At 59.8% G+C, this 22525-nt stretch carries 24 protein-coding genes; 12 read left to right on the forward strand and 12 right to left on the reverse strand.

What is annotated here, in order from left to right:
• Positions 1 to 23: 23 nt before the first annotated feature.
• The 7 genes from ACK83U_RS21100 to ACK83U_RS21130 all read right to left on the reverse strand — a co-directional run bounded on the left by ACK83U_RS21100 (position 24) and on the right by ACK83U_RS21130 (position 5881).
• A complete protein-coding gene (locus ACK83U_RS21100; protein WP_412474992.1) occupies positions 24 to 2198 on the reverse strand; it encodes a CHASE2 domain-containing protein in 2175 nt (724 codons plus the stop codon).
• 639 nt (positions 2199 to 2837) lie between these two features.
• A complete protein-coding gene (locus ACK83U_RS21105) occupies positions 2838 to 3041 on the reverse strand; it encodes a hypothetical protein (RefSeq protein ID WP_112608477.1) in 204 nt (67 codons plus the stop codon).
• A 43-nt stretch (positions 3042 to 3084) separates the two neighbouring features.
• A complete protein-coding gene (gene rpsU, locus ACK83U_RS21110) occupies positions 3085 to 3327 on the reverse strand; it encodes a 30S ribosomal protein S21 (protein ID WP_112608479.1) in 243 nt (80 codons plus the stop codon).
• Positions 3328 to 3355: 28 nt separating this feature from the next.
• Positions 3356 to 3637, reverse strand: coding sequence for a cold-shock protein (locus tag ACK83U_RS21115; protein WP_112608481.1), 282 nt, complete (start codon positions 3635 to 3637; stop codon positions 3356 to 3358).
• Between the two features lie 110 nt (positions 3638 to 3747).
• Entirely contained in the window at positions 3748 to 3957 is a 210-nt protein-coding gene (locus tag ACK83U_RS21120; protein ID WP_075852595.1) for a cold-shock protein, read from the reverse strand.
• 538 nt (positions 3958 to 4495) lie between these two features.
• Complete coding sequence (locus ACK83U_RS21125; RefSeq protein WP_210290319.1) at positions 4496 to 4858, reverse strand: hypothetical protein; 363 nt, start codon at positions 4856 to 4858, stop codon at positions 4496 to 4498.
• An 84-nt stretch (positions 4859 to 4942) separates the two neighbouring features.
• On the reverse strand, positions 4943 to 5881 hold the full coding sequence (locus ACK83U_RS21130) for an AraC family transcriptional regulator (RefSeq protein WP_183711292.1): 939 nt from the start codon (positions 5879 to 5881) through the stop codon (positions 4943 to 4945).
• 192 nt (positions 5882 to 6073) lie between these two features.
• On the opposite strand from ACK83U_RS21130, the gene ACK83U_RS21135 reads away from it, so the two are divergent.
• On the forward strand, positions 6074 to 6922 hold the full coding sequence (locus tag ACK83U_RS21135) for an oxidoreductase (RefSeq protein WP_112608485.1): 849 nt from the start codon (positions 6074 to 6076) through the stop codon (positions 6920 to 6922).
• A gap of 39 nt (positions 6923 to 6961) precedes the next feature.
• Positions 6962 to 7102, forward strand: coding sequence for a hypothetical protein (locus ACK83U_RS21140; protein WP_162708051.1), 141 nt, complete (start codon positions 6962 to 6964; stop codon positions 7100 to 7102).
• A 202-nt stretch (positions 7103 to 7304) separates the two neighbouring features.
• Here ACK83U_RS21140 and ACK83U_RS21145 read toward each other — a convergent pair whose 3' ends face one another.
• A complete protein-coding gene (locus ACK83U_RS21145; protein WP_112608487.1) occupies positions 7305 to 8105 on the reverse strand; it encodes a BtpA/SgcQ family protein in 801 nt (266 codons plus the stop codon).
• Positions 8106 to 8159: 54 nt separating this feature from the next.
• Positions 8160 to 9014: a DeoR/GlpR family DNA-binding transcription regulator gene (locus ACK83U_RS21150; protein ID WP_112608489.1), complete on the reverse strand. Its 855-nt coding sequence runs from the start codon at positions 9012 to 9014 to the stop codon at positions 8160 to 8162.
• 150 nt (positions 9015 to 9164) lie between these two features.
• Here ACK83U_RS21150 and ACK83U_RS21155 point away from each other — a divergent pair, with 150 nt between their 5' ends.
• From ACK83U_RS21155 to atzF, 7 genes are read left to right on the forward strand one after another with little or no spacing between them, the layout of a single operon-like run.
• Positions 9165 to 9980, forward strand: a complete 816-nt coding sequence (locus ACK83U_RS21155; RefSeq protein ID WP_112608491.1) for an SDR family oxidoreductase — start codon at positions 9165 to 9167, stop codon at positions 9978 to 9980.
• 42 nt (positions 9981 to 10022) lie between these two features.
• The gene (locus ACK83U_RS21160; RefSeq protein WP_112608493.1) at positions 10023 to 11186 is read left to right on the forward strand and encodes an ABC transporter ATP-binding protein; all 1164 of its coding nucleotides are present in this window, start codon (positions 10023 to 10025) and stop codon (positions 11184 to 11186) included.
• A gap of 14 nt (positions 11187 to 11200) precedes the next feature.
• A complete protein-coding gene (locus ACK83U_RS21165) occupies positions 11201 to 12688 on the forward strand; it encodes an FGGY-family carbohydrate kinase (RefSeq protein ID WP_112608495.1) in 1488 nt (495 codons plus the stop codon).
• Positions 12685 to 13296, forward strand: coding sequence for an HAD family hydrolase (locus ACK83U_RS21170; RefSeq protein ID WP_112608497.1), 612 nt, complete (start codon positions 12685 to 12687; stop codon positions 13294 to 13296). The genes ACK83U_RS21165 and ACK83U_RS21170 overlap by 4 nt, the downstream gene beginning before the upstream one ends.
• Complete coding sequence (locus tag ACK83U_RS21175) at positions 13293 to 13964, forward strand: isochorismatase family cysteine hydrolase (RefSeq protein ID WP_112608499.1); 672 nt, start codon at positions 13293 to 13295, stop codon at positions 13962 to 13964. Before ACK83U_RS21170 ends, ACK83U_RS21175 begins: the two co-directional genes overlap by 4 nt.
• A complete protein-coding gene (locus ACK83U_RS21180; RefSeq protein WP_112608501.1) occupies positions 13957 to 14589 on the forward strand; it encodes a cysteine hydrolase in 633 nt (210 codons plus the stop codon). The genes ACK83U_RS21175 and ACK83U_RS21180 overlap by 8 nt, the downstream gene beginning before the upstream one ends.
• A gap of 11 nt (positions 14590 to 14600) precedes the next feature.
• Positions 14601 to 16439: an allophanate hydrolase gene (gene atzF / locus ACK83U_RS21185; RefSeq protein ID WP_112608503.1), complete on the forward strand. Its 1839-nt coding sequence runs from the start codon at positions 14601 to 14603 to the stop codon at positions 16437 to 16439.
• A 136-nt stretch (positions 16440 to 16575) separates the two neighbouring features.
• Here the strand turns inward: atzF and ACK83U_RS21190 are convergent, their stop codons facing one another.
• The 3 genes from ACK83U_RS21190 to ACK83U_RS21200 all read right to left on the reverse strand — a co-directional run bounded on the left by ACK83U_RS21190 (position 16576) and on the right by ACK83U_RS21200 (position 19726).
• Positions 16576 to 17382 (reverse strand): carbohydrate ABC transporter permease, encoded by an 807-nt coding sequence (locus ACK83U_RS21190; protein ID WP_112398943.1) that lies wholly within the window; start codon positions 17380 to 17382, stop codon positions 16576 to 16578.
• An 11-nt stretch (positions 17383 to 17393) separates the two neighbouring features.
• Positions 17394 to 18338, reverse strand: coding sequence for a carbohydrate ABC transporter permease (locus tag ACK83U_RS21195; protein ID WP_112398863.1), 945 nt, complete (start codon positions 18336 to 18338; stop codon positions 17394 to 17396).
• A gap of 170 nt (positions 18339 to 18508) precedes the next feature.
• Positions 18509 to 19726: an ABC transporter substrate-binding protein gene (locus ACK83U_RS21200; protein WP_412475024.1), complete on the reverse strand. Its 1218-nt coding sequence runs from the start codon at positions 19724 to 19726 to the stop codon at positions 18509 to 18511.
• A 306-nt stretch (positions 19727 to 20032) separates the two neighbouring features.
• Between ACK83U_RS21200 and ACK83U_RS21205 the strand changes: the two genes are divergently transcribed.
• From ACK83U_RS21205 to ACK83U_RS21215, 3 genes are read left to right on the forward strand one after another with little or no spacing between them, the layout of a single operon-like run.
• Entirely contained in the window at positions 20033 to 21328 is a 1296-nt protein-coding gene (locus tag ACK83U_RS21205) for an FAD-dependent oxidoreductase (protein ID WP_412474993.1), read from the forward strand.
• Positions 21329 to 21333: 5 nt separating this feature from the next.
• On the forward strand, positions 21334 to 21495 hold the full coding sequence (locus ACK83U_RS21210) for a hypothetical protein (RefSeq protein ID WP_412474994.1): 162 nt from the start codon (positions 21334 to 21336) through the stop codon (positions 21493 to 21495).
• Positions 21492 to 22517, forward strand: coding sequence for a questin oxidase family protein (locus ACK83U_RS21215; protein ID WP_112608509.1), 1026 nt, complete (start codon positions 21492 to 21494; stop codon positions 22515 to 22517). The genes ACK83U_RS21210 and ACK83U_RS21215 overlap by 4 nt, the downstream gene beginning before the upstream one ends.
• Positions 22518 to 22525 lie beyond the last annotated feature (8 nt).

Below are 22525 nucleotides of genomic sequence, written 5' to 3' on the forward strand. Positions count from 1 at the left end.
TCGGCACTTTTGCTGGAACTACTTTAGATGTCGGCTGCCTTGTCCTCCGCAGTCTCGTCGGCGAAGTGTCCGCCTCGTCGCGAAATGTGGCTGTAAAAGCCCTGCAACAGTCCTGTTGCCGCGGCTTGCGCCTTAAGTTTGGCGGCGCTGACGAGTTTGCGGCTGCTCGCTGACCGAGTTCGCAGGGCATTAACAAGCTGCCTGTGCGTAGCCTGCAATTCGACAAATCCGGCGGATCTCGCCACGCGTTCGTCGCCGACCACCGCAAAGAGCTTGGTTCGCATACTCTTACCCTTCAGCGTCAGCGCTCCCGCTTCGAGCAGGGCGCAGTCGGGCAGCAAGCCCGCCGTCGGTTCGGATACCAGAATGTCGAAATTGATGTCCTTGCAAGCAGATTCGATACGCGCGGCAATGTTGACGGCATCGCCAACTGCCGTGTAATTGAAACGGGTCTCGGCCCCCATATTGCCGACGCAGGCGAGCCCCGTATGGATGCCGATCCCTATCCCGACCCGTCGCGCGTCTCCGAAACCGAAGGCATCGTCGCCATTGAGGCGTGCGAGTGTTTCGCGCATGCCGAGAGCCGCCCGCACGGCCTTGCCGGCATGATTGGAGACATCGACGGGGGCATTCCAGAAGGCCATGATCGAGTCTCCGATAAACTTGTCGAGCGTGCCTTCATTAGCGATGACATGGTGGCTGAGCGCATCGAGCAGCGTGTTCAAAAACGCGACGACGGCGCTCGGGCTCATCTCCTCGCTAATCTGGGTAAAGTTTCGCACGTCGACGAACATGACCGTCAGCTCGCGTTCATCTCCCCCGAGGCGCAGGGCATTGCGCGTATGCTCGATGCGATGGAGCAGCGATGGCGAAAGATAATGGCCGAAAGCCCGCCGCACGTCGCGCCGCTCCCGATCCGTCACGAGAAAGCGGAATGCCGTTGCAGCGAAGTGCGTGATCGATCCCGAGACGATCGGTGCCAGCGGGTCGAAGAGAAGCCCCCCATAAAGAAAGGCAGCCCAGGAGGCCACAAGGGCAAAAAAGGTAATCAGCAGGCCGCAGGCGAGGGCCGTGGCCGGATTGACGAAGGTGGTGACGATCACCAAAAGGCTGCCCAGGACGGCGATGGACAGGATTTCCAGTCCGTCTGCCCAATCCGGTCGGGAAAGGAAGCGGCCTGACAGGATCTGCTCGACGATCTGCGCGTGAATGGAGACACCCGGCACATTCTCGTCAAGGGCCGTCGTGCGGACATCTTGGAGGCCAGAAGCGGAGGTTCCGACGAAAACGATACTGCCTTCGATGGCGGCTCTCATATCGGCGGAGGCGCCTTCGGTCGCGAGTATCTTGCTTGCCGAAATATAGCGCTCCGCGGTATCGCGGCTGACATAGAGCCACAGCTCGCCCGCGGCCGTTACCGGCACGACGAAATTGCCGATCTTGACCCGGGTGAGCGTATTGGGTGTGTGCGGCGCAGCGTCAAGCACGTAGGTGGAGGCTCCCTGAGCGACGCGAAGCGCCTCAAGCGCGAGACTGGGATAAAGCTGCTTGCCGTCGCTGAGAAAAAGCGGAACCGCGCGCACCACCGCCGATGAGGCGCCCGGATTGAGGCTGATATGGCCGAGCCCAGCAGCATTGGTTTCCAATTGCGGCTGCAACGGCGTGGCGGCCTTGATCGCCGGCGGCGCACCGGAAGGATCTTCGCCGGTATAGGCAAATCCTGCCTTGACCGGCGGCAGATAGTTTCCCTCGTTGGAGAGGCCGAAGCCCAGAACCACCGGCCTTCCCGACAGCGATTGGGAAAAAATCTCATCATTATCCGGTAGTTTGCCGAGCAGTGCCGGATCGACGCCCATGACATCGCGAACGACGTTGCGTGGCGACAGACGGTCCGGCTCGGCGAAGAGGATATCGAAAGCGATGGCGGCCGCGCCCAGATCCGAAAGCCTGTCGACAAGCGCGGCAATCCGGTTTCTTGGCCAGGGCCATTGACCGAACTCCCGCAGCGACGCCTCGTCTATGTCGACGACCCGGACAGGCTGGTTTTCGAACGTCCGGGGCACCAGGCGCTGATACTGGTCGAATGTCAAATCGCGGGCGAGCCTTAGCAACGGAGGATCGCTTGCCCGCAGGGTCGTCAATGCCGTGACGAAGGCCAGGCCGATAACGACGCCAATTTGCTGCGCACGCGTCACCATTATGGTGTCAGCCCCTTTGCCCTGCATCTCCGGCAATAAGTAATGGTTCGAAGAAATACAAAATCTATTGGTCTGCTGCACCAGGGAATAATACGCTGCTTTGTTCCCGGGCACGATGCAATGATGAAAATATTGAAGAGATGGAGAGAAGAATTTTGCACGGCGATAGTTGAGGCAATGCCGCAGGTTAGCAAAGACTTCACGAAATCCGGCGCTTCAGCCCAGGCACGGGCCCATTCCCGGGAATCGAACATGGCTGTTCGGGCTGTCGAGGCGTTTGTAAGACCGGGTCCAAATCTTAATGTCGAAAGGCAGGACTGTGCATCTTGCCTTTTACGACAAAAGCACGATGGACCTGGCGTCGACATCGAAGCAGGCCGGCGGGGCGCTCATGGCCGCAGCCTCTTTAGTGCGAGCGAAATGCGCCGTCTAAAAGGTGATGATGCTTGGAGGAAATGGAGACATTACTTAGGTGTTGTCGCGCGGTTGGTACGAGCGCGACGATTGACTAGACCTGATGAGGCCGGCCCAACTGTTGGGCCTCGTGCCGCCGGACGACGACATTGCCTCCCAATCCTCACATAGTGCTCCGCCGCGGGAAAGCGAGCGGTTGTCTGGCGAAGAACCGCCAGACAACCGCTATCCCTTCCTGTCTTTCTTTTTTGCTTTCGGCGCTGGCGCAGGCTCCTGCGCCAAACGAAGCGCGCGAAGCCTGTCCGTCTTCTTCTGTCGAGCGGAGGCCTCATCGGCCAGGATATCCTTGGCAATCGACGTCGTCTGTTCGGACTTGGTTTGCGCTGACAATTTTTCAGGCTTGAACAGATTGTCTTTCGTCTTTGTCATGCTTCCTCCGTTTCAGCAGGCGCGTTCCAAAAGACGCTGGACGTCAGTGAGCTCGCGCCATGACTTTCTTCTTCGGCGCCGGCAGCAAGCCTTCGCGTTGTGCCTGCTTACGGGCAAGCTTCCGCGCGCGGCGGACCGCCTCGCCCTTTTCGCGAGCGCGCTTTTCGGACGGCTTTTCATAGGCGCTGCGGGCTTTCATTTCCCGAAATACGCCTTCGCGCTGCAATTTCTTTTTCAGAACGCGGAGTGCTTGATCGACGTTGTTGTCTCTGACCAGAACCTGCAAAACTTCTCCTTCTCAGCTCGCGCTGGGTTTATTTCTTGGTGCGGATTGAATTCGAGTTGATCCAGCTCGATTTCGATGTTTGCGATATCTCGGCTTGCGCCGGTGAAAGCGACGATGGTGACGCCCCGGCATCGATATCGTCCTGACGGACGCTCCGCTCGAAATTCTCACTTTGGAAGCGGACGCGATAATGGACAACGCCCTGTGACACAGGCAGCACAGACACGATGCGGCCAGCCGGCTGGGCGTTTCCGAAAATTCCAGGCTTCAGGACGATGCTGTCGCCCGGCCGGTAACGACCATTTGCCATGTCGTTCTCCGTTCGAAATGAAAAACAAAAGGCCGGGACGTATCCCGACCTTCCTCGGTCATGGTTTCAGCGCGCCAGTACATCCGTGGTCGCACAAAGCCGTGACAAACTTATGCGGCCCGAAGATTGTCAGCCGAACTCTTGCCGGATCTACGATCCTGCACGATGTCGTAAGTGATCTTCTGACCATCGTTGAGCGAACGCATGCCGGCGCGCTCTACCGCGGAGATATGGACGAAAACGTCCGTGCTGCCATCATCAGGCTGAATGAAGCCGAAGCCCTTGGTGGAGTTAAACCACTTTACTGTACCAGTGTTCATAACGATTTCCTTTCATAGCAATCGTTGTTTGCCCCGCGATACCTTGCGGGATTAGATCGATTATTTGAGAGGAAATCCGGCGAGGGCACAGAGGCTCCTCGACGATGTCGCAAGCAATGGTCGATAGACCTTATATAGGTTAAATTGAAATATTGGCAACAGAGGCTGCGGAAGAGAAGGTTTTCGGCAGGTCGCGATGCTTGTCGAACCGCCGCTGCCATCGGGTCGAAGTGATGCATGATTTCACGATCATCGGCAGGCGCTGTTGATTTGCGCTGAGAACTGACCTGGGATTGGCTTGTCTTCTCCGCGAAGGCTGCTTCATCGTCACTTTCAAAGGTTCTCTTGAGCCGGGGATACGGACCAGCTTGATCGGAAGCCTGGAGCTCGTGGTGACTCGGCGGCCGACTCGATCACCTTGGCAACCTGCGGCTCAATCGGTCCGCGGCCAATCAAGGTGACCGAGCAACGTCCCGATGTCGTTCGCCGCGTAAAGCCGTCGCGACGAGGCTCTGCATCGATGTGGTTGGACGACCGATCAGCCGACCAAGAGCGCCTCCGTCGTCGAACAACGCTCCATGCGAGGCTGCGTGTCGGCATCGGCCAGAAGCGCAGCGAGATCGGCCGGCAGGCCGGCGCGCGTCAGCACATCGCGATAGGCGGCCTCGGAAAGATCGTTGTAGACGATCGCCTTGCCCGACTGCCGCGAGACCTCCGCGGCAAGCTCGGCAAGGGTAAAGGCCTGGTTGGCTGCAAGCTCATAGGTCTTCCCGGCACGCTCATCAGTCGCCAACACCACAGCCGCGGCCTCGGCATAGTCCTGCCGCGCCGCGGACGAAAAGCGTCCGTCTTTCGCAGCGCCGACGAAGGCGCCGTGCTCAAGCGCTGCCGGTAGCGCCATGAGATGGTTCTCGGCGTACCAGCCATCCAGCTGCAGAACGGGTCAATTGAAGCTTAGATCTCATCGTTGAAAGACACCACTCGCTCAGATCTTTAACGGGCGCTCCACTGGCGCTTCCGTCACGCCAATTTGTCGGGCAGGTTTAGACGGTCCGATGCCCCTCAGATAGGCGGCGTCCCGGACGGGTGGCCGGCCGAACAAGCGTCTGTACTCACGCGTGAACTGCGTCTGGCTGTCATAGCCGACCTCGAAGCCGACTGTTCGGGCACTCGATCCGCCGGTCAGCAAGCGTTTGCGCGCCTCCTGAAGCCTGACATGCGTCCTATATTCAAGCGGCGTCATCAGTGTTGTCGCCTTGAAATGGCGATGAAGTGATGTCGCACTCATGCCTGCGAGGTCGGCAAGCAGGCCGATCGTCATAGGCTTATTGTAATGCTCCTTTATCCACGAGGTGACCCTCCCAATCTGGGCGATCCTCGTGTCCATTGTGGCGTAGTCTCTTAATGTTGCACCATGCTCACTCCGGAGAAGCCGGTAATAGAGTTCAGTCGTTGCTGGCTTGAGAAGCGCGGGCAGATCCTCCGGGTGGTTGAGAAGCAGTATGAGGCGATGAAGTGCGCCCAAGATGTCTTCTGTCTGCCGCCCTAGCGACAGACCCTCTCTGTGCGCTGCAGCGGGGCGGACCGCGACATTCGGAAGCAGTTCGGCCAGGTCCTGCCGGTTAAGTTCAAATGAGAGTGCATAATGCGGGTGGTCGCTGGAAGCGGCGGTTATCCGGGCCGAAACCGGCAAATTCACTGAAGCGACGAAGTATTGCGTGTCATCAACTTCGAACGCGCGACCGCCCAGCAAAATTTCCTTTCGGCCCTGGATCACAACGCAGAGGCGGGGAGTGTAAATGCTCTCAACAGGAAGGGTCGGTGCTTCGACCCTGAAGATCGAAAGACCAGCGATTGGGGTTTTTTGTTTCGGCGCGGCAGCGTGTCGATCAATGATCGCGACAAGCTCTTCCTTGATACTCAACCCGTTCCTCCACGATCTCCCGGCAGAGCCTCCAATATAGGCTGTGGCAGGAGATTTGGTAGGATCGTACGAAAGATTGGGTGTTTCGCCATAACGCGCCCGTTCTCCGGTTTGTATCTTTCGTCAAAGGCAACCGGTCCTGACATCGGCTCTGCAGCCATGTGCGTTAGCAAATCAGAAGGATGATCGAAAATGACGAATAAACCCGTATGGTTCATTACCGGCGCCTCGAATGGCCTCGGCTTCGAGATCGCAAAACACGTGCTTGGTCTCGGTTACCGGGTGGTCCTGACGGCAAGGAATCCCGCGCAACTGGCCGGGCTCGCCAACCAGTTCAAGAAGCAAGCGCTCGCGTTGAAAGTCGATGTCACCGACCGCTCGACGATCAGGAGCGCTATTGCCGAAACGCTCTCGACGTTCGGTCAGATCGACGTTCTCGTCAACAATGCCGGCTACGGCTATCTCGCAGCGATCGAAGAGGGAGACGAGGAAGGTGTTCGCAGCCAGTTCGGCACCAACCTCTTCGGGCTCATCGATGTTACGAAAGAAGCCCTGCCTGCCATGCGGGCGCGCAGAAGCGGTCATATTGTAAACGTCTCTTCGCTTGGCGGGCTCATGGCATTCGCGGCGACCGGTTACTACCACGCCACAAAATTTGCAGTCGAGGCCGTTTCAGAGTCTCTCGCCCAGGAGGTCGCTCCGCTCGGCATCAAGGTAACCATTGTAGAACCCGGCGCATTTCGCACCAACTGGGCTGGAAGCTCGATGGCGGAATCTCCCATCGTCATTGATGATTATGCCGAGACGGCAGGAAAGCGTCGGATATCGACGAAGGCGGTTTCCGGCAATCAGCCGGGCGATCCCGCCCGCGCCGCAGCGGCTATCCAGATGGCAGTTGAATCGAAAGCGCCTCCCCTGCGGCTCCTCTTGGGAGGCTCTGCTCTGGATCTGGCCTACAAGCGCCTTGAAACACTTCGGAAGAATTTCGACGAGTGGAGCGATGTGACCCGCAGCGCCGATTTTCCTGAGTTTCAAAGATGATACCCGTGATCACGCGTGCTTGTATTTCGGCAGGAGAAAATGACGTTCGATACCCGCTGCAGCCAGCGACCGCACGGCTGCCAGCTTGAAAGATTGTCGGCCTGTTCGCTGGAAGCGGCGATTGAGCAGGTCATGGCGAATAAGAGGCAGACTCTGATGGAAATCAGGATTGCTTCATGATGATAAATAGGGTCGGCCGTGTATCCGCGCGGACGCCCCTCTCAGAAACCGCCGAGCTCGCGAAGAGATTGGAACTATGATGATTTTCCAAGCTTCCTCCTCGGGTACTTCCGTATGTGGGCTCCGTCGCTGGTGTGGAGGCGTCCACATCGTCACTCCACTCATGACTTTGTAAGACGGAGACTTTTGAGCCAGAGCGTCGTCAGCGAATAGTGCTGACGACGTCCATGAAGCGCTTGACGCGGGCGGGCTCGACCTTGTTCCAGGTATTGCCCTCATATTTGAAATGAGTACCGATGACGACGCCGCTGGCGCAGGAGAGGATGCCGGTGACATTATCCTTGTTGACGCCCGTATTGGCGAAAACGGGAACATCCGTCACGGCTTCACAGACCTTGCGCAGGCCGGACTGATCGACCGGCTGGCCGGTCAGCGGGCCGGATACAAGGATGGCATCGGCCAGCGAGGAAAACACGGCGCTCTTTGCGCGGAGTTCGATCGGGCGCTGGTCGAGCGAATGGGCGAATTCCGCATTGATGTTGAACAGCATCTTCATGTCGGTGCGGCCGAGCCTGGCGCGCAGCCGTGCCGGCGTCGCGCAATCCGGCGCCCAGATACCCATGTCGGAGGCGAAGACGCCGGTGAAGATCTCACGCACGAAGCTTGCGCCGGTGGCGGCACCGATGGCAACGCTGGCTGTCGGATCCCAGAGATAGTTGACGCCGAAGGGAATCTTGAGCTCCGCCTTCGCAGCCTGGACGATCGCCGTCATCGCAGCAATACCTTCCGGAGGCGCCTTCAACTCGTAAGGCCGGTCATTCTCGTTGCCAAACATGATGGCATCGACACCGCCTTCCTGCAGCGCGCGAATATCTTCCATCACGTCGTCGATGAGCTTCGAGACGCCGGCTTTCGGATCATAATTCGGCGAACCGGGCAGGGCGCCGATATGCGCCATGGCGATGACGACCTTCTTCTTGTCACCAAAAAATTCAAAAACCATCGAAAGCTCCGAAATTGAGCGTTAGAGAAAGCGTGTTTTCACAAACCGGATGTTTCAGGAGGGCGAGCCGGCGACCATCACTTCGACCTTGGCAGCCTCAAGCGCTTCGGCCAGTTCGGGCGGCGGCGATGCATTGGTGATCAGCATATCGAATTGTGAAAGCGGCGCGATGTGGACGAGCGACATGCAATCGAATTTCGATGCGTCGCAGAGAACGACCTTCTTTGTCGAGCGGCGGAGATAGACGCGCTTCATCTCCGTATCATCGAAGGAATAGTCATAAATACCATCCGACGTCAGTCCGGAAACGCCGACAAAGGCGATGTCGAACCAAAGTGCTTCGAACTGGGAAATCGCCGTCGCATTGGAAATCGACAATTCATCGTTTCTCATGCGCCCACCCGGCAGGTAGACTTCCGCCAGGCCTTCGCCAAGCTGGGTAGCGTTGCGCACGCTGTTGGTGAAGAACTTTACATGCTGCTGGCCGGCGAGCAACCGGGCAAGCAGGAACGTTGTCGTGCCGACATCCAGCGCGATGGTGCGAAGTCCGGAAGCGACCTGCGCTGCCGCTTCCGCGATCAACCGCTTCGGCAATGCGTTCTTGGCAAGACGGGCCTGAAAGGTCGGCTCGTTGAGGCGCGAGGTGGTTGCTGAAAGGCCGGGTTCGACAATTGTGGTAAGGTCGGTGCTTACTGCTCCGCCATGGGTGCGGGCAAGCCGTCCTTCCTTTTCCAGTTCGGTCAGGTCGCGCCGCACAGTCATTTCGGACACGCCGAGCTGCGCAGCAATTTCCGTGACGGATACGGCGCCCGTTTCGGCCACCGCATCTAAAATGAAGGCGCGGCGCGTGCGCGCAAGAACTTTCGTCCTTTCGATTGTCTGCGTTTCAGCGTCATGGCCTGCGGTCATTGGTCTGTCTTTCATTTAGAAAAGGCGGCTGGGTGATTGCGGCCGCATACACCCGAAGTCCAGTCCTCCCATTACATGATCAGTGCTTAACTCAGAAAGCGAACAAATTCAAACATAAATTTCGATTGATTTGTACGTTTTTGTTGCTATATGATCGACGTGTTCTTTTGGTCGGAGACATGGTTCGTGGGACATCCGAAATTTGCGGAACTCGAGGGTTTAAAGGCCATCGTCACCGGCGGGGGCAGTGGAATAGGCCGCGCAATCGCGCGGGCGCTGGCGAAACAAGGCGTCAAGATCACCATTTGCGACATCAATCTGGACGCGGCGAACACAGTCGCACAGTCGATTTCCGGCCACGCTCTGGAGATCGATGTCCGTTCACGTTCCTCCGTGGAAAAGACGTTCGAACAAGCAGCCGATATCATGGGCGGCTACGATATACTGATTGCCAATGCCGGTGTCTCCACCATGCAGCATGCGCTGGAGATCACGGACGAGGAGTGGGATTTCAACTTCGACGTCAATACACGCGGCATCTTTCTGACGAACCAGATCGCTGCGCGCCGCTTCGTGGCGCAGGGCCAGGGGGTGATTGTCAACACGGCCTCGCTTGCGGCAAAGGTCGGCGCGCCGCTGCTGGCGCATTACTCTGCCAGCAAGTTCGCCGTTCTCGGCTGGACACAGGCGCTTGCCCGCGAATTGGCCTCGAAAGGCATCCGCGTCAATGCCGTCTGCCCGGGTTTCGTCAAGACCGGCATGCAGGAGCGCGAGATCGATTGGGAAGCCAAACTGCGCAGCGTCAGTCCTGAACGTGTCGTTGAAGACTACATCGCCCAGACGCCGCTCGGACGACTGGAGACGCCCGAGGACGTCGCCGATGTCGTCGTTTTCCTCTGCTCGGATTCCGCCCGTTTCATGACCGGCCAGGGCGTCAATGTCACTGGCGGCGTCTATATGACCTGACGGGCAAGCCGGCCGGCCAAACTGCATCATGTCGGAGAGATCATGGCATCCATCGTCTTTGAGGGAGTGGAAAAACGTTATCCGGACGGATATGCGGCAATCCAGCACCTCGATCTCACCATCGAGGATGGTGAGTTTCTGGTTCTAGTCGGCCCGAGCGGCTGCGGTAAGTCGACCGCTCTCCGAATGATTGCGGGTCTTGAGGATATCACCGGCGGTCGCCTGTTGGTTGGCGATACCGTTGCCAACGGCCTTGCACCCCGCGATCGCGATATAGCGATGGTCTTCCAGTCCTACGCGCTTTATCCGCATATGACGGTCGCCGAGAATATCGGCTTCGGCCTATCCGTGCGCGGCATTGACAAGACGGAGATCGAGCGCAAGGTCAGGGACACGGCCAAGCTTCTCGAACTCGATGCCTATCTCGGCCGCAAGCCAGGGCAGCTTTCAGGCGGTCAGCGACAGCGCGTGGCGATGGGCCGGGCGCTGGTGCGCGCGCCCAAGGCGTTTCTGATGGACGAACCTTTGAGCAATCTCGACGCGCGGCTGCGAGGCCAGATGCGGGCCGAAATCGCCCGGCTGCAGAAGTTGAGCGGTATTACCACCGTCTACGTCACGCATGATCAGATCGAGGCTATGACCATGGGTGATCGCGTCGCCGTGATGCGCGCTGGCGCTTTGCAGCAGCTCGGCACGCCGCGCGCGCTTTACGACACGCCCGCCAATCTCTTCGTTGCCGGCTTCATCGGCACGCCGTCGATGAACTTCCTGAAAGCGACGCTGGTGGTCGGCGAGGGCGGTCTGGCTGCTGCCGCTGGCGGGTTCACCCTGCCGGTACCCGAGCCCGTCGTTGTCACGCGTCCGGCACTTGTGCGTCATGTCGGCAAGGAGATCATTGTCGGCGTGCGTGCTGAGGCGTTGAGCGCCACAGACGCCGTTGATCCCGATTTCGGGCGCATTGAAGGAACGATCGCCTTCATTGAGGATTTCGGTGCCACGAAACTTGTTCATCTCGATATCGGCGGGGCCGGCAAGCTGGAGGAGGTGACGGCGGAAGCCGACGAGGTTTCGCTTTCCGGCCCTCGATTGCGTGCCTCTGTTCCAGCCACGTATGCGCTTCGCCTCGGCGAGACGCTATCCCTGTCGGTCAATCCCGCAGAACTGCATTTCTTCGACGCCGAGACCGAAAACGCGATCCGCGACTGAAAGGTTCTTCCGCCATGCCAGTGTTCATCGGCATCGATATCGGCACGACCTCGACGATCGCGGTAGCGATGTCGGAGGCCGGCGAGCCGCTGGCCTCGGCCTCGCGCCCCTCGCGCTTGTCCTCGCCGCATCCCGGCTTTGCCGAGGCCGATCCTGGGCAATGGTGGGCGAACACGCAGGTCGTGGTGCGGGAGATGATCACGCGCCTGCCTGAAGGATGCGAACTTGCCGGTGTCTGCGTCACCGGAATGCTGCCGGCTGTGGTGCTGCTCGATCGCGCACGCCGCGTACTGCGCCCGAGCATCCAGCAGAGTGACGCGCGTTGTGGGGCGGAAGTCGAAGCCATGAAAGCGGCGTTGGACGAGACGCGCTTCCTTAGCCGCACCGGCCAGGGCCTGACCCAACAATTGGTCGCCCCGAAACTGCAATGGCTGAGGGCGCATGAGCCGGATGTCTATGGCCGGATCGCCCATGTCCTCGGCTCCTATGATTTCATCAACATGCACCTGACCGGCCGTCTGATGGTCGAGCGCAACTGGGCGCTTGAAGCGGGCTTCATCGATCTTGACGATCACCGGATTGCGGATGACCTTGTGGCGTTGTCGGGGCTTCGTCCCGGCGTCCTGCCGGAGCTGGTCGCATCGCATGAGGTCGTCGGCGCGGTGACGGCGGAAGCGGCGGAACTGACCGGCCTGCCGGAAGGCCTGCCCGTCTTCGGTGGAGCCGCGGACCATATCGCCTCCGCGCTGGCGGCTGGCCTGACGCAGGCCGGCGATGTCCTTCTCAAATTTGGTGGGGCAGGCGATATCATAGCCATTGCCGGCAGGCCGGAGCCCGACCGTCGGCTTTTCCTCGACTACCATCTCGTTCCCGGTCTTTATGCGCCGAACGGCTGCATGGCTTCGTCCGGCTCGCTTCTCAGATGGCTTGCCGCCCTCATCGGTGGTTCGGAAAGTGACGATGTTTTAAAGCAGCTCGACCAAGAAGCGGCGACCGTCCCAGCTGGCGCGGACGGCGTGCGCGCACTGCCCTATTTTCTGGGCGAGAAGACACCGATTCATGACCCGCTGGCGCGCGGTACGATCACGGGCCTCAGTCTCGGTCACACGCGTGGCCATATGTGGCGCGCGGTGCTGGAGGCGATTGCCTGCGGCTTCCGCCATCATCTCGATGTGCTTTCGGAAACGGGGCGCCCCGCAACGCGGCTGATTGCATCCGATGGGGGAAGCCGAAGCCGTGTCTGGATGCAGATCGTCGCAGATATCTGCGGCCAGCCGATCCACGTCTTATCAGACGCATTCGGCTCGTCGATTGGTGCGGCTTGGGTGGCGGCGGCCGGATCAGGCGTGGCGGCGTGGGAGGATATCGCGGCCTCCGTGCGTTTTGGCGCGGTGCTGCAGCCTTCGCCCGAAGGTGTTACCGCCGGTGACCGGATCTATGCCGACTACCGCGATCTCTACCGGTCGCTGAAACCCTTCTTCGAGCGTGAAGGCCAGCCATGATCAAGGCAATTGCCTGGGATGTCGACGGGACGCTGATCGACAGCGAACCGGTTCACCATAAGGCGCTGATGGCCGTCTCGGAGCGCCATGGCGTCAACATCGCGGCCGATGATACGCGTTTCATCGGGGTGGCAATGAGTGATGTCTGGACGGTGCTCGCACCGCTCTATCCGCCCGGACTTCGCCCCGAGACCTGGAACTCCGAGATTGTCGAGGCCTATATTGAGCGGACCGCGGAGTTGCAGCCGATGGCGGGTGCGCCGGAGACGGTGCTTGTGCTTGCTGCGGCGGGGCTTGCTCAATGCGCGGTTTCCAACTCGTCTCGCCGCATTGTCGAGGCCAATCTCAAGGCCATGGGGCTCGACCGCGCGATGGCCTTTGCGATCGGGCGCGAGGATGTGATGCATGGCAAGCCTGATCCCGAGCCCTATCGGCTTGCCTGCGAGCGTCTTGGCCTTGATGCTTCGCAAATGCTGGCCGTCGAGGATAGCGTCGTGGGCGCGGCGTCGGCGCGGGCGGCGGGCATGCCGGTGCTGCGCTATGGCGCGGATTTCACCGATTTCTCGGCGATCCTCGACCTCGTCGAGGAGCGGAGACTTCGCGCATGACGAATTTCTGGCCATGCAGCCTGCCTGAACGCGCAGCAAAAGCGGCGCTCGTCGTGATTGACATGCAGGTCGATTTCTGTGCGCCGGGCGGGTGGGTCGATCAATTGGGCGAAGATATTAACAATACGCGCTCCGTCATTCCGGCCGTTGCGGAGGCTCTGGCAATCGCACGGGACGCGGGCCTCGCCGTCTTCCATACCCGGGAGGGCCACAAGCCGGACCTATCGGATCTGCCCGCTAACAAGCAATGGCGTACCCGCGTCCATGGGCTGGGCATCGGCGATGAAGGTGCTTCGGGGCGCATCCTCGTGCGCGGCGAACCTGGCTTCGAAATCGTTCTGGAACTTGCGCCGCTTGCGGGCGAAACGGTGATCGACAAGCCGGGTAAGTCGAGTTTCCATGCGACCGATTTCGATGCGCAGCTGAAGGCTCAAGGCATCACCCATCTCATCGTCATCGGCGTCACCTCCGATTGCTGCGTGCAATCGACTTTCCGCGATGGATTCGAGCGCGGCTATGAATGCGTCATTCTCGAAGACTGCACGGCCGCGGTCGAAACGACCAATCACGAAGCGACGATGGATATCTTGAAAGCCTTCGGCGGGCGCTGGGGGACTGTGTCCGATCTCGCGGGCTTTCGCGCCGCCATGGAGGCGCTTCATGGCTGACAGCTTCGCCGGCATTGCCGCCACTCCCTATTCCTGGCCCTTCGATGGGCGATGGAGCGCCGCCGACAGCGCGCTTCTTATTCTAGGGTTCCAGAACGGTACGATCGCCGCACTGGGAGCGGAGCCGGAGGCCGCTGTCGCGGCAAGGTTGATCGCATGCGCCCAGGAGGCCGGCCTGCCGGTGATTGCGAGCCGGCGCGGCCGCAGCGAGGCGCTTTCCCCGGTTGCCGCGCGCCGCGCCGTCCTGGGCGATCCGGTCTTTGCGCCGGGGACGCAGGAATGGGAGCTTTCAGACACGCTCGGCCTGCGGGTGGAGGCTTCGATCTTCGATCATCCGGGCGACAACGCCTTCTATTCGACCGGGCTCGATGCCTGGTTGCGACGGCGCGGCATCCGCAATCTGGTGCTGGCCGGTATTCCGACCGAGGGCCTGCTGCACGCGACCCAGCGTGCTGCCAACGACATGGGTTTCGAATGCATCGCCGTTTCCGATGCTTGCAAGGGAACGACGGATGCCCGTCATGCCGGGCAATTGCGCATAACCGTCTTCGGCAACGGGCTTTTCGGCACCGTGGCGCGCTCGGATCAACTGTTTTCGGCGCTGAGGGCGCCCATCCCGACCTGAAGAGGATCGACATGTCTGATTTTCACTGGCCGGCCGAGACCGGCAGCCTCGACTTCCATAAGCTGACTGCTGCCTATGCTTCAGGTCAGCTCAAGCCTTCCACGGTCGTCAATGCGATCTATGATCGGATCGAGGCGCGGGGGGAGGACCATGTTTGGATCTATCTCGTCTCCCGCGCCGATGCGCTGAGAGCGGCCGAGAAGCTGGAGAATTCCGGCTATGACGGCCGTCCTCTCTGGGGCATTCCTTTTTCGATCAAGGATTGCAACGACGTTATCGGCCTGCCGACGACCAACGCGCTGAAAGAGGGGGCCTATATCGCCGAAAGTACCGGGCAGGTGGTGACGCGCCTTTTCGACAATGGTGCGATCCTGATCGGCAAGACCAACATGGACCAGTTCGGCATCGGCCTTGTCGGCATGCGCACGCCGTATGGTGCATGCTCGTCGGTGTTCAACGATGACTATATTTCCGGCGGTTCCAGTTCCGGTTCTGGCGTTTCGGTGGCGGCCGGGCTTTCCAGCTTCTCCATCGCCAACGACGCTGCCGGCTCCGGCCGCGTGCCAGCGGGCTTCAACAATATCGTCGGGATCAAGCCGACGCCGGGCATTGTCAGTAATGCCTGCGTATCGGGCGGCGGCTGCGTGAAGACGATCGAGACCGTATCCGTCTTCGCGCTGACGGTGGAGGATGGCATGGCGGTCATGCGCATCATCACCGGATACGATCCGACCTATCCCTTTTCCAAGCCCGAGGCCGATCATGTCGCGCTCGACATGCGGTCGGCCCCGCCGAAGTTCCGCTTCGGCGTTCCAGCTGGCGCTTCGCTTCGCTTCTTCGGCGACAGCGAGGCGGAGCGGCTGTTCCAGGAAGCCATCAAACGACTGTATGCCATGGGCGGCACGGCGGTCGAGGTCGATTTCGCCGCGTTTGAGGAAACCCAGCGCATTCTCTATGAAGGCCCATGGATTTCGGAGCGCGCGCTCAGTCTCGACAAGGTGCTGGCCCAGCATGGCGACGCGATCCATCCGGTGACAAAGAAGATCCTCGAAAACAGCGGGCAATATTCATCCCTCGATACGTTCCGCGCCATTCACCGCATCGCCGAATTGAAATGCGCGACACGCCCGATCTGGGACGACATCGAAGTGCTTCTGGTGCCGACGACGCCGACGATCTATCGCAAAAGCGAGATTCTCGCCGATCCGATCGCGCTCAATGCGCGGCTCGGCATCTATACCAATTTCGTCAATCTGATGGGCCTTTGCGGGATCGCCGTACCGAATGGTTTCCGCGCCGATGGGCTGCCCTCGGGTGTCACCTTCCTCGCCCCCGGCATGGCTGAAGCGAAAGCGGCGGCGATCGCGGCCGAATTCCACCGTCGCGTCGGCATCGGGCTCGGCATGAACCTCCATCCCTATCCGGCCTATGGCACACCAACGGAAATTCCGGCCGGTCACCGCGAGATTGCCGTTGTCGGCGCACATCTGTCCGGCATGCCGCTCAATCATGAACTGATGGAGCGCGGCGGCGTATTCCGTGGCCAGACCCGCACGACAGGCGATTATCGGCTTTATGCGCTCACCGGCACGACACCGGCCAAGCCGGGTCTCGTTCGCGATCCAAGCGCCAAGGGGCCGGGCATCGAGGTCGAGATCTGGTCACTGCCGCTTGCAGGCTTTGCCGATTTCGTCGAGCGCATTCCGCAGCCGCTGGGGATCGGTAAGGTCGCGCTTGAGAACGGTCGCCAGGTATCCGGCTTTCTCTGCGAGACCGTAGCGTTGGACGGCGCGATCGACATTACGGCGCATGCCGGCTGGAAGAATTACCTGGCTTCGAAAGCGGCCTGAGAAAGGTTCTTGGGGGAGGGTTTCCGGTAAAAACGAAATCGCCTGAAGCGCTCTTTACGTTTTTGTTTGACTTGTTCGAAATGACGAAAGACGGCTCCGCGAGGTGACGCCTTTTTAATCGCCAATGTTTGTTCGCTCAGTTGATACCTTTGGTCAGTCCCTGCACGAAATAGCGGTTGAGGACGAGCACGATGAGCACGATTGGCACAGTCGAGAAATGCGCCAACGCCCCGAGCGTCCCCCAGGTGATGTCCTTTGTGCCGTAGGCCGAAAGCAACGCCACCGAGATCGGCTTGGAATCGAGCCGCGTCAGGAACATGGCGAAGAGGAAATCGTTCCACGAGAAGAGCACGCAGAAAAGCGCAGAGGCGATGATGCCGGAACGCACCGCAGGCAAGGATACTTTCCAGAACGCGCCGAACTGCCCGCAGCCATCCGTCAACGCCGCTTCTTCCAGCTCCTTCGGCAGCCCGCGGAAGTAGGAAAACATCATCCAGCTCACGAAGGCGGTATTGAGCACGCAATTGATCAGGACGACGCTGAACCAACTGCCGATGAGGCCGATATCGCGCATGAGCAGATAGAAAGGGATAAGCGCCGCGACAGCGGGGACCATGCGGATCGTCATGAAGAAATAGGCAACGCCCATGGCGGCAGGATGTGTCGAGCGAGCGAGCGCATAGCCGGCCGGAACGCCGAGTATCAGCGAAAGCAGCATCGAGCCGCCTGCAATCAGGAGACTGGAAGTGATGAGGCTGCCGACATCGAAGATACGCAACGCGTTGCGGAACTGGTCCAGCGTCGGTGCGAAGAAGAGATGGGGCGGAATGGAGAAGATCTCGTTCGACGGTTTGTAGGCGGTCATTGCGAGCCACAGGAAGGGCAGCAGGAAGAAGGCGAGAGTAAGCAGCAGGAAGCCGCGGCGCGCCGTATCAAAGACCATGGAGCGTGTCGTCATCGGCCGTTGGCCTTCTTGTCGAAATGGCGGATCATGAAGATGAAGCAGGCGGCGATGATCGCTACGCACAGAAGCGCGATGTTGGAAATCGCCGATGCCTTGCCGATATTGAAGAAGCTTAGGCCCTCCTTCACCGCATAGACCATGAGCGTGTTGGTGGAATTGCCCGGTCCGCCGCCTGTGGTCACGAACACGCTGTCAAAGACGCGGAAGGCGTCGATGGTGCGTAGCGTCAGCGCCAGCATGACGGCGGGGAGCATGAGTGGCAATGTAATGGAGCGGAAAGTGCGCCAGGCGGTTGCTCCGTCGACGGCGGCGGCTTCCAGGAGATCTCCTGGGAGTGCCTTTAGGCCGGCCAGTAGAATAAGCGCGACGAGCGGCGTCCATTCCCAGACGTCGATGAAGATGAGCGTGGCCAACGCAGTCGACGGCGTGGCGAAGAGGCCGCGCGGATCGGTGATACCCCACTGCGCAAGATAATAGCCGACCATCCCGTAGTCGGCGAGCAGCAAGCCTTTGAAGATGAGGCCGACGACCAGCGGCGTAATGGTGACGGGAACAAGGATCAACGTCAGGCAGACGCGATTGAACCGGTCGTCGCGCCAGAGCGCCAGCGCAATGACAAAGCCGAAGACGAGTTCGATGGCGACAGAAAAGACGGTGAAGATCACCGTATTGGCGATGGCGCCGCGAAAATCGGCATCTGCCAGCAGGTTGATGTAATTGTCGATGCCGACGAAATGCGTTCGCGCCGGCTTCAGGAGATTGTATTCGTAGAGGCTGTACCAGATGCCCTTTACGAGCGGGAAGACGCCGAGCGCGATCACGTAGGCGACGGCGGGGAGCGCCATGGCAAACAGGAAGAATTTTCGTCGCGTGGCAAAAGAGACCGAGGGGAAGCGCGTGGCCGCCTTGCTGTCAACGGAACTGGTCAGGTTCATCGCGTAATTCGTCATCACCGAATGGCCAATTGCTTCGCGTTTCGATCTGAGAGGAAAACGGGCCGGTGCGCAAACGGAATCTTGCCTTCAGCGTGCCGCTAAGGCCGGCCCGACCATCGCCCTCCAAATGAAAGGCCCGCTTCACGGTCTTTCGTGAAGCGGGCCTGTTCTTAGAACAGCTTAGCGGCTGTTTCCTGCGCCGCATCAAGCGCGGCCTTGGGCTCGACCGTACCAACGAGGACGGAGTTGACCGCCGTGCCCAGGATGTCCTGGATTTCCGGATATTCCGGAATGCGCGGGCGATAGTCGCCGTCGCCGTTCTCGAAGACCTCGTTGAGGACAGGCAGGAACGGATACTTGGCGTTGAGCTCCTTGTCGGCAATCGTGCTCTTGCGGATATAGCTGCCCGCGCCGAGCATGTTCATCTCCTTCTGGATCTTCGGACTGGTGACCCACTTGATGAAGGTCCAGGCGGCTTCTTTCTGCTTGTCCTTCGCATCGGCATTGATGGCCATGCCCCAGCCGCCAATTCCGTAGATCTTCGGCAAACCCTTGCCGCGCGGGGCAAGCGCGATATCGACCTTACCGACCACCTTGGACGTCTTCGGATCGTAATAGCCGGGCGCGCCGACGGACCAAGTCTGCATCGTGGCGGCGATGCCCTGTCGGAAGCTTTCCTCGCGGCCGCCCCAGTCATAATCGGCGGCACCGGGAGGGGCTGCCTTCTTGAAGAGATCGCGATAAACAGTCAGGCTCTTGATATTGGCTTCGGAATTGAGCGCCGGCTTGCCGTCCTTGTCGAGGATGGCGCCGCCCATCTCAGCGTTATATTGCATCCAGTCCTGAGCGACCGCCGGGCCTTTCTGGCCGTTGGCGACAAAGCCGTACTGCTTCTTGGCCGGGTCGGTCAGCTTGTAGGCGGCGGCAACGAGGTCTTCCATCGTTTCCGGAGCCTTCAGGCCGGCGGCATCGAAGAGATCCTTGCGATAGGCGAGGACGTTGGCATAGCCAGCAAAGGGATAGGCGACCTGCTTGCCCTTGTAGTTGCCGAGTGCTTCCGTGAGCTTGGGATAGATGTCGGCGGCATCGAGCTCCTTGGCGTCGCGTTTCATCAGGTCGTTGAGATCGATCGTATAACCATTGGCGGCGAACTGCCCTGCCCAGACAATGTCCATGGTGATCAGATCATAACCCGCGGTGTGCCCGACGAAGTCGGCGGTCGTTTTCGTCAGCAGGGAGCCGTAGTCCATGATGTCGACCTTGAGTTCCGCGCCCGTCGCTTCCTTGAACTCGGGCGCGATCTGCGCCAGCACGGCCGAAAATTGGTCATTCATGGATGCAAGATTGAGTGTGATGCCGGCCAGCGGCTTGTCGGCGGCCTGCGCCATGCCCGCTGTCAGGGCAACGATGCAAACGGTAGCAAATTTCTGAAAATTCCCCTTCATGAATGTCATTAGTGTTCTCCTTTTCATGATTGGTTGCCACTATACATCAAACAAAAACGCACTCAAGTACACTTGACAAAAAAGCAATAACGGCCCGAATATAACAAAATTGAACAATATCGCTCATTTTTTGCTTGACGATTGTGCAGTATGCCTCGTTTTTGCGCATCCGTCGGGTTGCTTAAAAGACTTGCGGTCATGGCGGGCTAGCGCGAGGCCGTGTTGAAGAAAGAAGTGTCAGGATCGAACATGAATGGCGCTCTCAGCATATCGCGACTTGAAACGCTCGAAAAACGGCTTGTCGGCGAAATGGAGGCGACGGAAGCGCTCGGGCGGGTCTGGGTTTCAGCACCAGAGCCAGGACCTGCTCGCGTCGCACGCTATAATGTCGTGATCTGCGGGGCCGGCATGTCGGGGCTCGCTATCGCCTTCGGCCTGAAACGGCGCGGCATTGTGGGCGTTCGGGTGATCGACAAGGCCGAGACGGGGCGGGAAGGGCCTTGGATCGGCTGCGCGCGCATGAAGACGCTGCGCTCGCCGAAATATCTCGCGGGGCCGGATTTCGGCCTGCCGTCGCTGACGCCGCACGCCTGGTACGAAGCGGTCTATGGCACAGACGCCTACGAAAGCCTCGACAAGATGTCACGGCAAGACTGGATGGCCTATCTCGGCTGGTATCGTGCGGTGACGAAGCCGGATGTGGCCAACGGCAAGAGCCTTGCCGGTATCTCGCAAGTCGACGGCTGGCTGCGGCTTGTGCTTGAAGCGGACGGTGAAACGCAAGAGATCGAATGCCGTCGGCTTGTGCTGGCGACCGGTATTGATGGCGGCGGCGCGCCGATGATTCCCGATGTCGTTCGTACCTTGCCCAAGCCATATTGGACCCATAGTGCCGAGATCGCAGACGATGGCCATCTCAAGGATCGAGATGTCGCCATTCTGGGTTCGGCGACTTCCAGCTTCGACTGGGCGGCAACGGCTTTGGAAAAGGGCGCAAAAAGCGTTGTTATGATCGGCCGCTCACGCAATTTCGGCCGGACGGAAGTCTTGGCCTGGACCAATTTTCCGGGCTTCCTTGGTCATTTCGGTGACCTGTCGGACCTACAGAAATGGCGCTATATCCGGCTCTACAATGGCTTCAAGATCCCGCCGACACAGGATCAGTTCGACCGCGTCGTGTCCAATCCGCGTTTCACGATGGCGCTAGGCCACAAGGTGCGGTCCGTGACATTGGATGCCGGGCGGGTTGTGATCGAAAGCGACAGCGGTACATTCAGCGCCGATCATCTTCTGCTTGGTACCGGTTATACGATCGATTTCACCCGGCGCGCCGAATTGAAGAGCATCGCGTCGCATGTGGCTTTCTGGTCCGATCGCTTCACGCCGCCGGATGGCGAGGCATCGGCCGAGATCGCGGCCCATCCTTATCTCGGGCGCGGCTTCGAACTCACACCGAAGAATGCCGCGACCCATGGCTGGCTGTCGCATACCATTTGTTCAACTGCTCGGCCCTTGCCAGCCTCGGCCCGATCAGTAACGGTGTGACTGGCATGAAATACGGTCTACCGCGTATCGTCGATGCGGTGGCGGGCGGTCTCTTTCATGAGGCGGCCGACGATTTTCTCCGTGACCTTGCGGCCTATCAGGAGCATCATTTCGATCCGCGCGGCCACGGTGGAGACCTTGAAGGCATAAAGGAAGTGTCATCATGACAATCATACCAGCGTTTCCGCTCGGCCGAGTTCTGGAGAAGACCCGGTGTGAGAGTGTGGAATTTCCCTATCTGTTAGCCAATCACGCTCCGATGGTCCTCGTGGCACTCGATCGCATGGGCGCATCCCCTGAGCGTCTCGACGAATGGTATGAGATTTACCGCGTGGCGAACCAGCTTGTACCCGCGCCGCCGGCCGTGGCTCCGATCGAGCGTGCGCGTTGGGATGCGGCGCTGGGTGACCGGACGCGGGAATCCGATTATCGTGCCTATTTCATCGCCGAAGTCGAACGGCTCGGAACCGATGCCGCGATCCGCCATTATTTGCCTCGGTTGATCCAGGGCGTCGCTGGTAGTGCGCTGCACCCGCTGATGCGGCTGGCCTACGCGGTACCCAACAGCGACACGAAGGAAGTGGGAACGGCGCTCGGATACTGGGCGACCTGTTATCTGCCCTTGCCGGGTCCGACTGGAATAGAGCCCGACACGGACGATCCGGCAGCAATTCTCGCTGCGATGAATGATGTTGCCGGCGCACATGACTATGTGCCTGAGACCGATCTTCTCTGGCATAATATACGCGAAGTCGCCGCCTTACCGGACTTTCCGCCGGTGATCGATCGTTTGCGCATTGATGAAGCGACGCCAAAGCGCATGGCGGAGACGGCGCTCGCCCTATTCGCCTCGACTATGGATTTCTCGGCGCTCCACGCCGTTACCGGCTTGCATTGGGCTCGGCTGGTCGCGCCGCATCTGGATGATCCCCTGCCGCTCTACCGTGCCTTCTGGCAGGTGATTGCCACACTCGTTCCGAAAATCGGCTTCCCGGCGCTTCCGACCGCCGAAGCGCTTCAGGCGATGCGTGAAATGCGGGTACCGGACTGGCCAGAGATAAGGGCCACGGCCGTGGCCTCCAACGACGAACACGACATTAGCTTGGTCTTTTCGGCATTACAGGAACAACTGGTCTGGGGTGATCCGCTTTATCGGGTTGTGGCGGCACGGCGCGTTCGGCTGATCTAGAGGTAAAC

This window comes from Rhizobium sp. WW22 (assembly GCF_047041135.1).
Taxonomy (GTDB): domain Bacteria; phylum Pseudomonadota; class Alphaproteobacteria; order Rhizobiales; family Rhizobiaceae; genus Rhizobium.

Bases quoted from the DNA above. Each gene is read 5' to 3' on its own strand.
- ACK83U_RS21100 (WP_412474992.1), bottom strand. From the start codon at position 2,198: ATGGTGACGCGTGCGCAGCAAATTGGCGTCGTTATCGGCCTGGCCTTC.
- ACK83U_RS21105 (WP_112608477.1), bottom strand. From the start codon at position 3,041: ATGACAAAGACGAAAGACAATCTGTTCAAGCCTGAAAAATTGTCAGCG.
- ACK83U_RS21115 (WP_112608481.1), bottom strand. From the start codon at position 3,637: ATGGCAAATGGTCGTTACCGGCCGGGCGACAGCATCGTCCTGAAGCCT.
- ACK83U_RS21120 (WP_075852595.1), bottom strand. From the start codon at position 3,957: ATGAACACTGGTACAGTAAAGTGGTTTAACTCCACCAAGGGCTTCGGC.
- ACK83U_RS21125 (WP_210290319.1), bottom strand. From the start codon at position 4,858: ATGGCGCTACCGGCAGCGCTTGAGCACGGCGCCTTCGTCGGCGCTGCG.
- ACK83U_RS21135 (WP_112608485.1), top strand. From the start codon at position 6,074: ATGACGAATAAACCCGTATGGTTCATTACCGGCGCCTCGAATGGCCTC.
- ACK83U_RS21140 (WP_162708051.1), top strand. From the start codon at position 6,962: ATGACGTTCGATACCCGCTGCAGCCAGCGACCGCACGGCTGCCAGCTT.
- ACK83U_RS21145 (WP_112608487.1), bottom strand. From the start codon at position 8,105: ATGGTTTTTGAATTTTTTGGTGACAAGAAGAAGGTCGTCATCGCCATG.
- ACK83U_RS21150 (WP_112608489.1), bottom strand. From the start codon at position 9,014: ATGACCGCAGGCCATGACGCTGAAACGCAGACAATCGAAAGGACGAAA.
- ACK83U_RS21155 (WP_112608491.1), top strand. From the start codon at position 9,165: ATGATCGACGTGTTCTTTTGGTCGGAGACATGGTTCGTGGGACATCCG.
- ACK83U_RS21160 (WP_112608493.1), top strand. From the start codon at position 10,023: ATGGCATCCATCGTCTTTGAGGGAGTGGAAAAACGTTATCCGGACGGA.
- ACK83U_RS21165 (WP_112608495.1), top strand. From the start codon at position 11,201: ATGCCAGTGTTCATCGGCATCGATATCGGCACGACCTCGACGATCGCG.
- ACK83U_RS21170 (WP_112608497.1), top strand. From the start codon at position 12,685: ATGATCAAGGCAATTGCCTGGGATGTCGACGGGACGCTGATCGACAGC.
- ACK83U_RS21175 (WP_112608499.1), top strand. From the start codon at position 13,293: ATGACGAATTTCTGGCCATGCAGCCTGCCTGAACGCGCAGCAAAAGCG.
- ACK83U_RS21180 (WP_112608501.1), top strand. From the start codon at position 13,957: ATGGCTGACAGCTTCGCCGGCATTGCCGCCACTCCCTATTCCTGGCCC.
- atzF (WP_112608503.1), top strand. From the start codon at position 14,601: ATGTCTGATTTTCACTGGCCGGCCGAGACCGGCAGCCTCGACTTCCAT.
- ACK83U_RS21190 (WP_112398943.1), bottom strand. From the start codon at position 17,382: ATGGTCTTTGATACGGCGCGCCGCGGCTTCCTGCTGCTTACTCTCGCC.
- ACK83U_RS21195 (WP_112398863.1), bottom strand. From the start codon at position 18,338: ATGAACCTGACCAGTTCCGTTGACAGCAAGGCGGCCACGCGCTTCCCC.
- ACK83U_RS21200 (WP_412475024.1), bottom strand. From the start codon at position 19,726: ATGGCGCAGGCCGCCGACAAGCCGCTGGCCGGCATCACACTCAATCTT.
- ACK83U_RS21205 (WP_412474993.1), top strand. From the start codon at position 20,033: ATGAATGGCGCTCTCAGCATATCGCGACTTGAAACGCTCGAAAAACGG.
- ACK83U_RS21210 (WP_412474994.1), top strand. From the start codon at position 21,334: ATGAAATACGGTCTACCGCGTATCGTCGATGCGGTGGCGGGCGGTCTC.
- ACK83U_RS21215 (WP_112608509.1), top strand. From the start codon at position 21,492: ATGACAATCATACCAGCGTTTCCGCTCGGCCGAGTTCTGGAGAAGACC.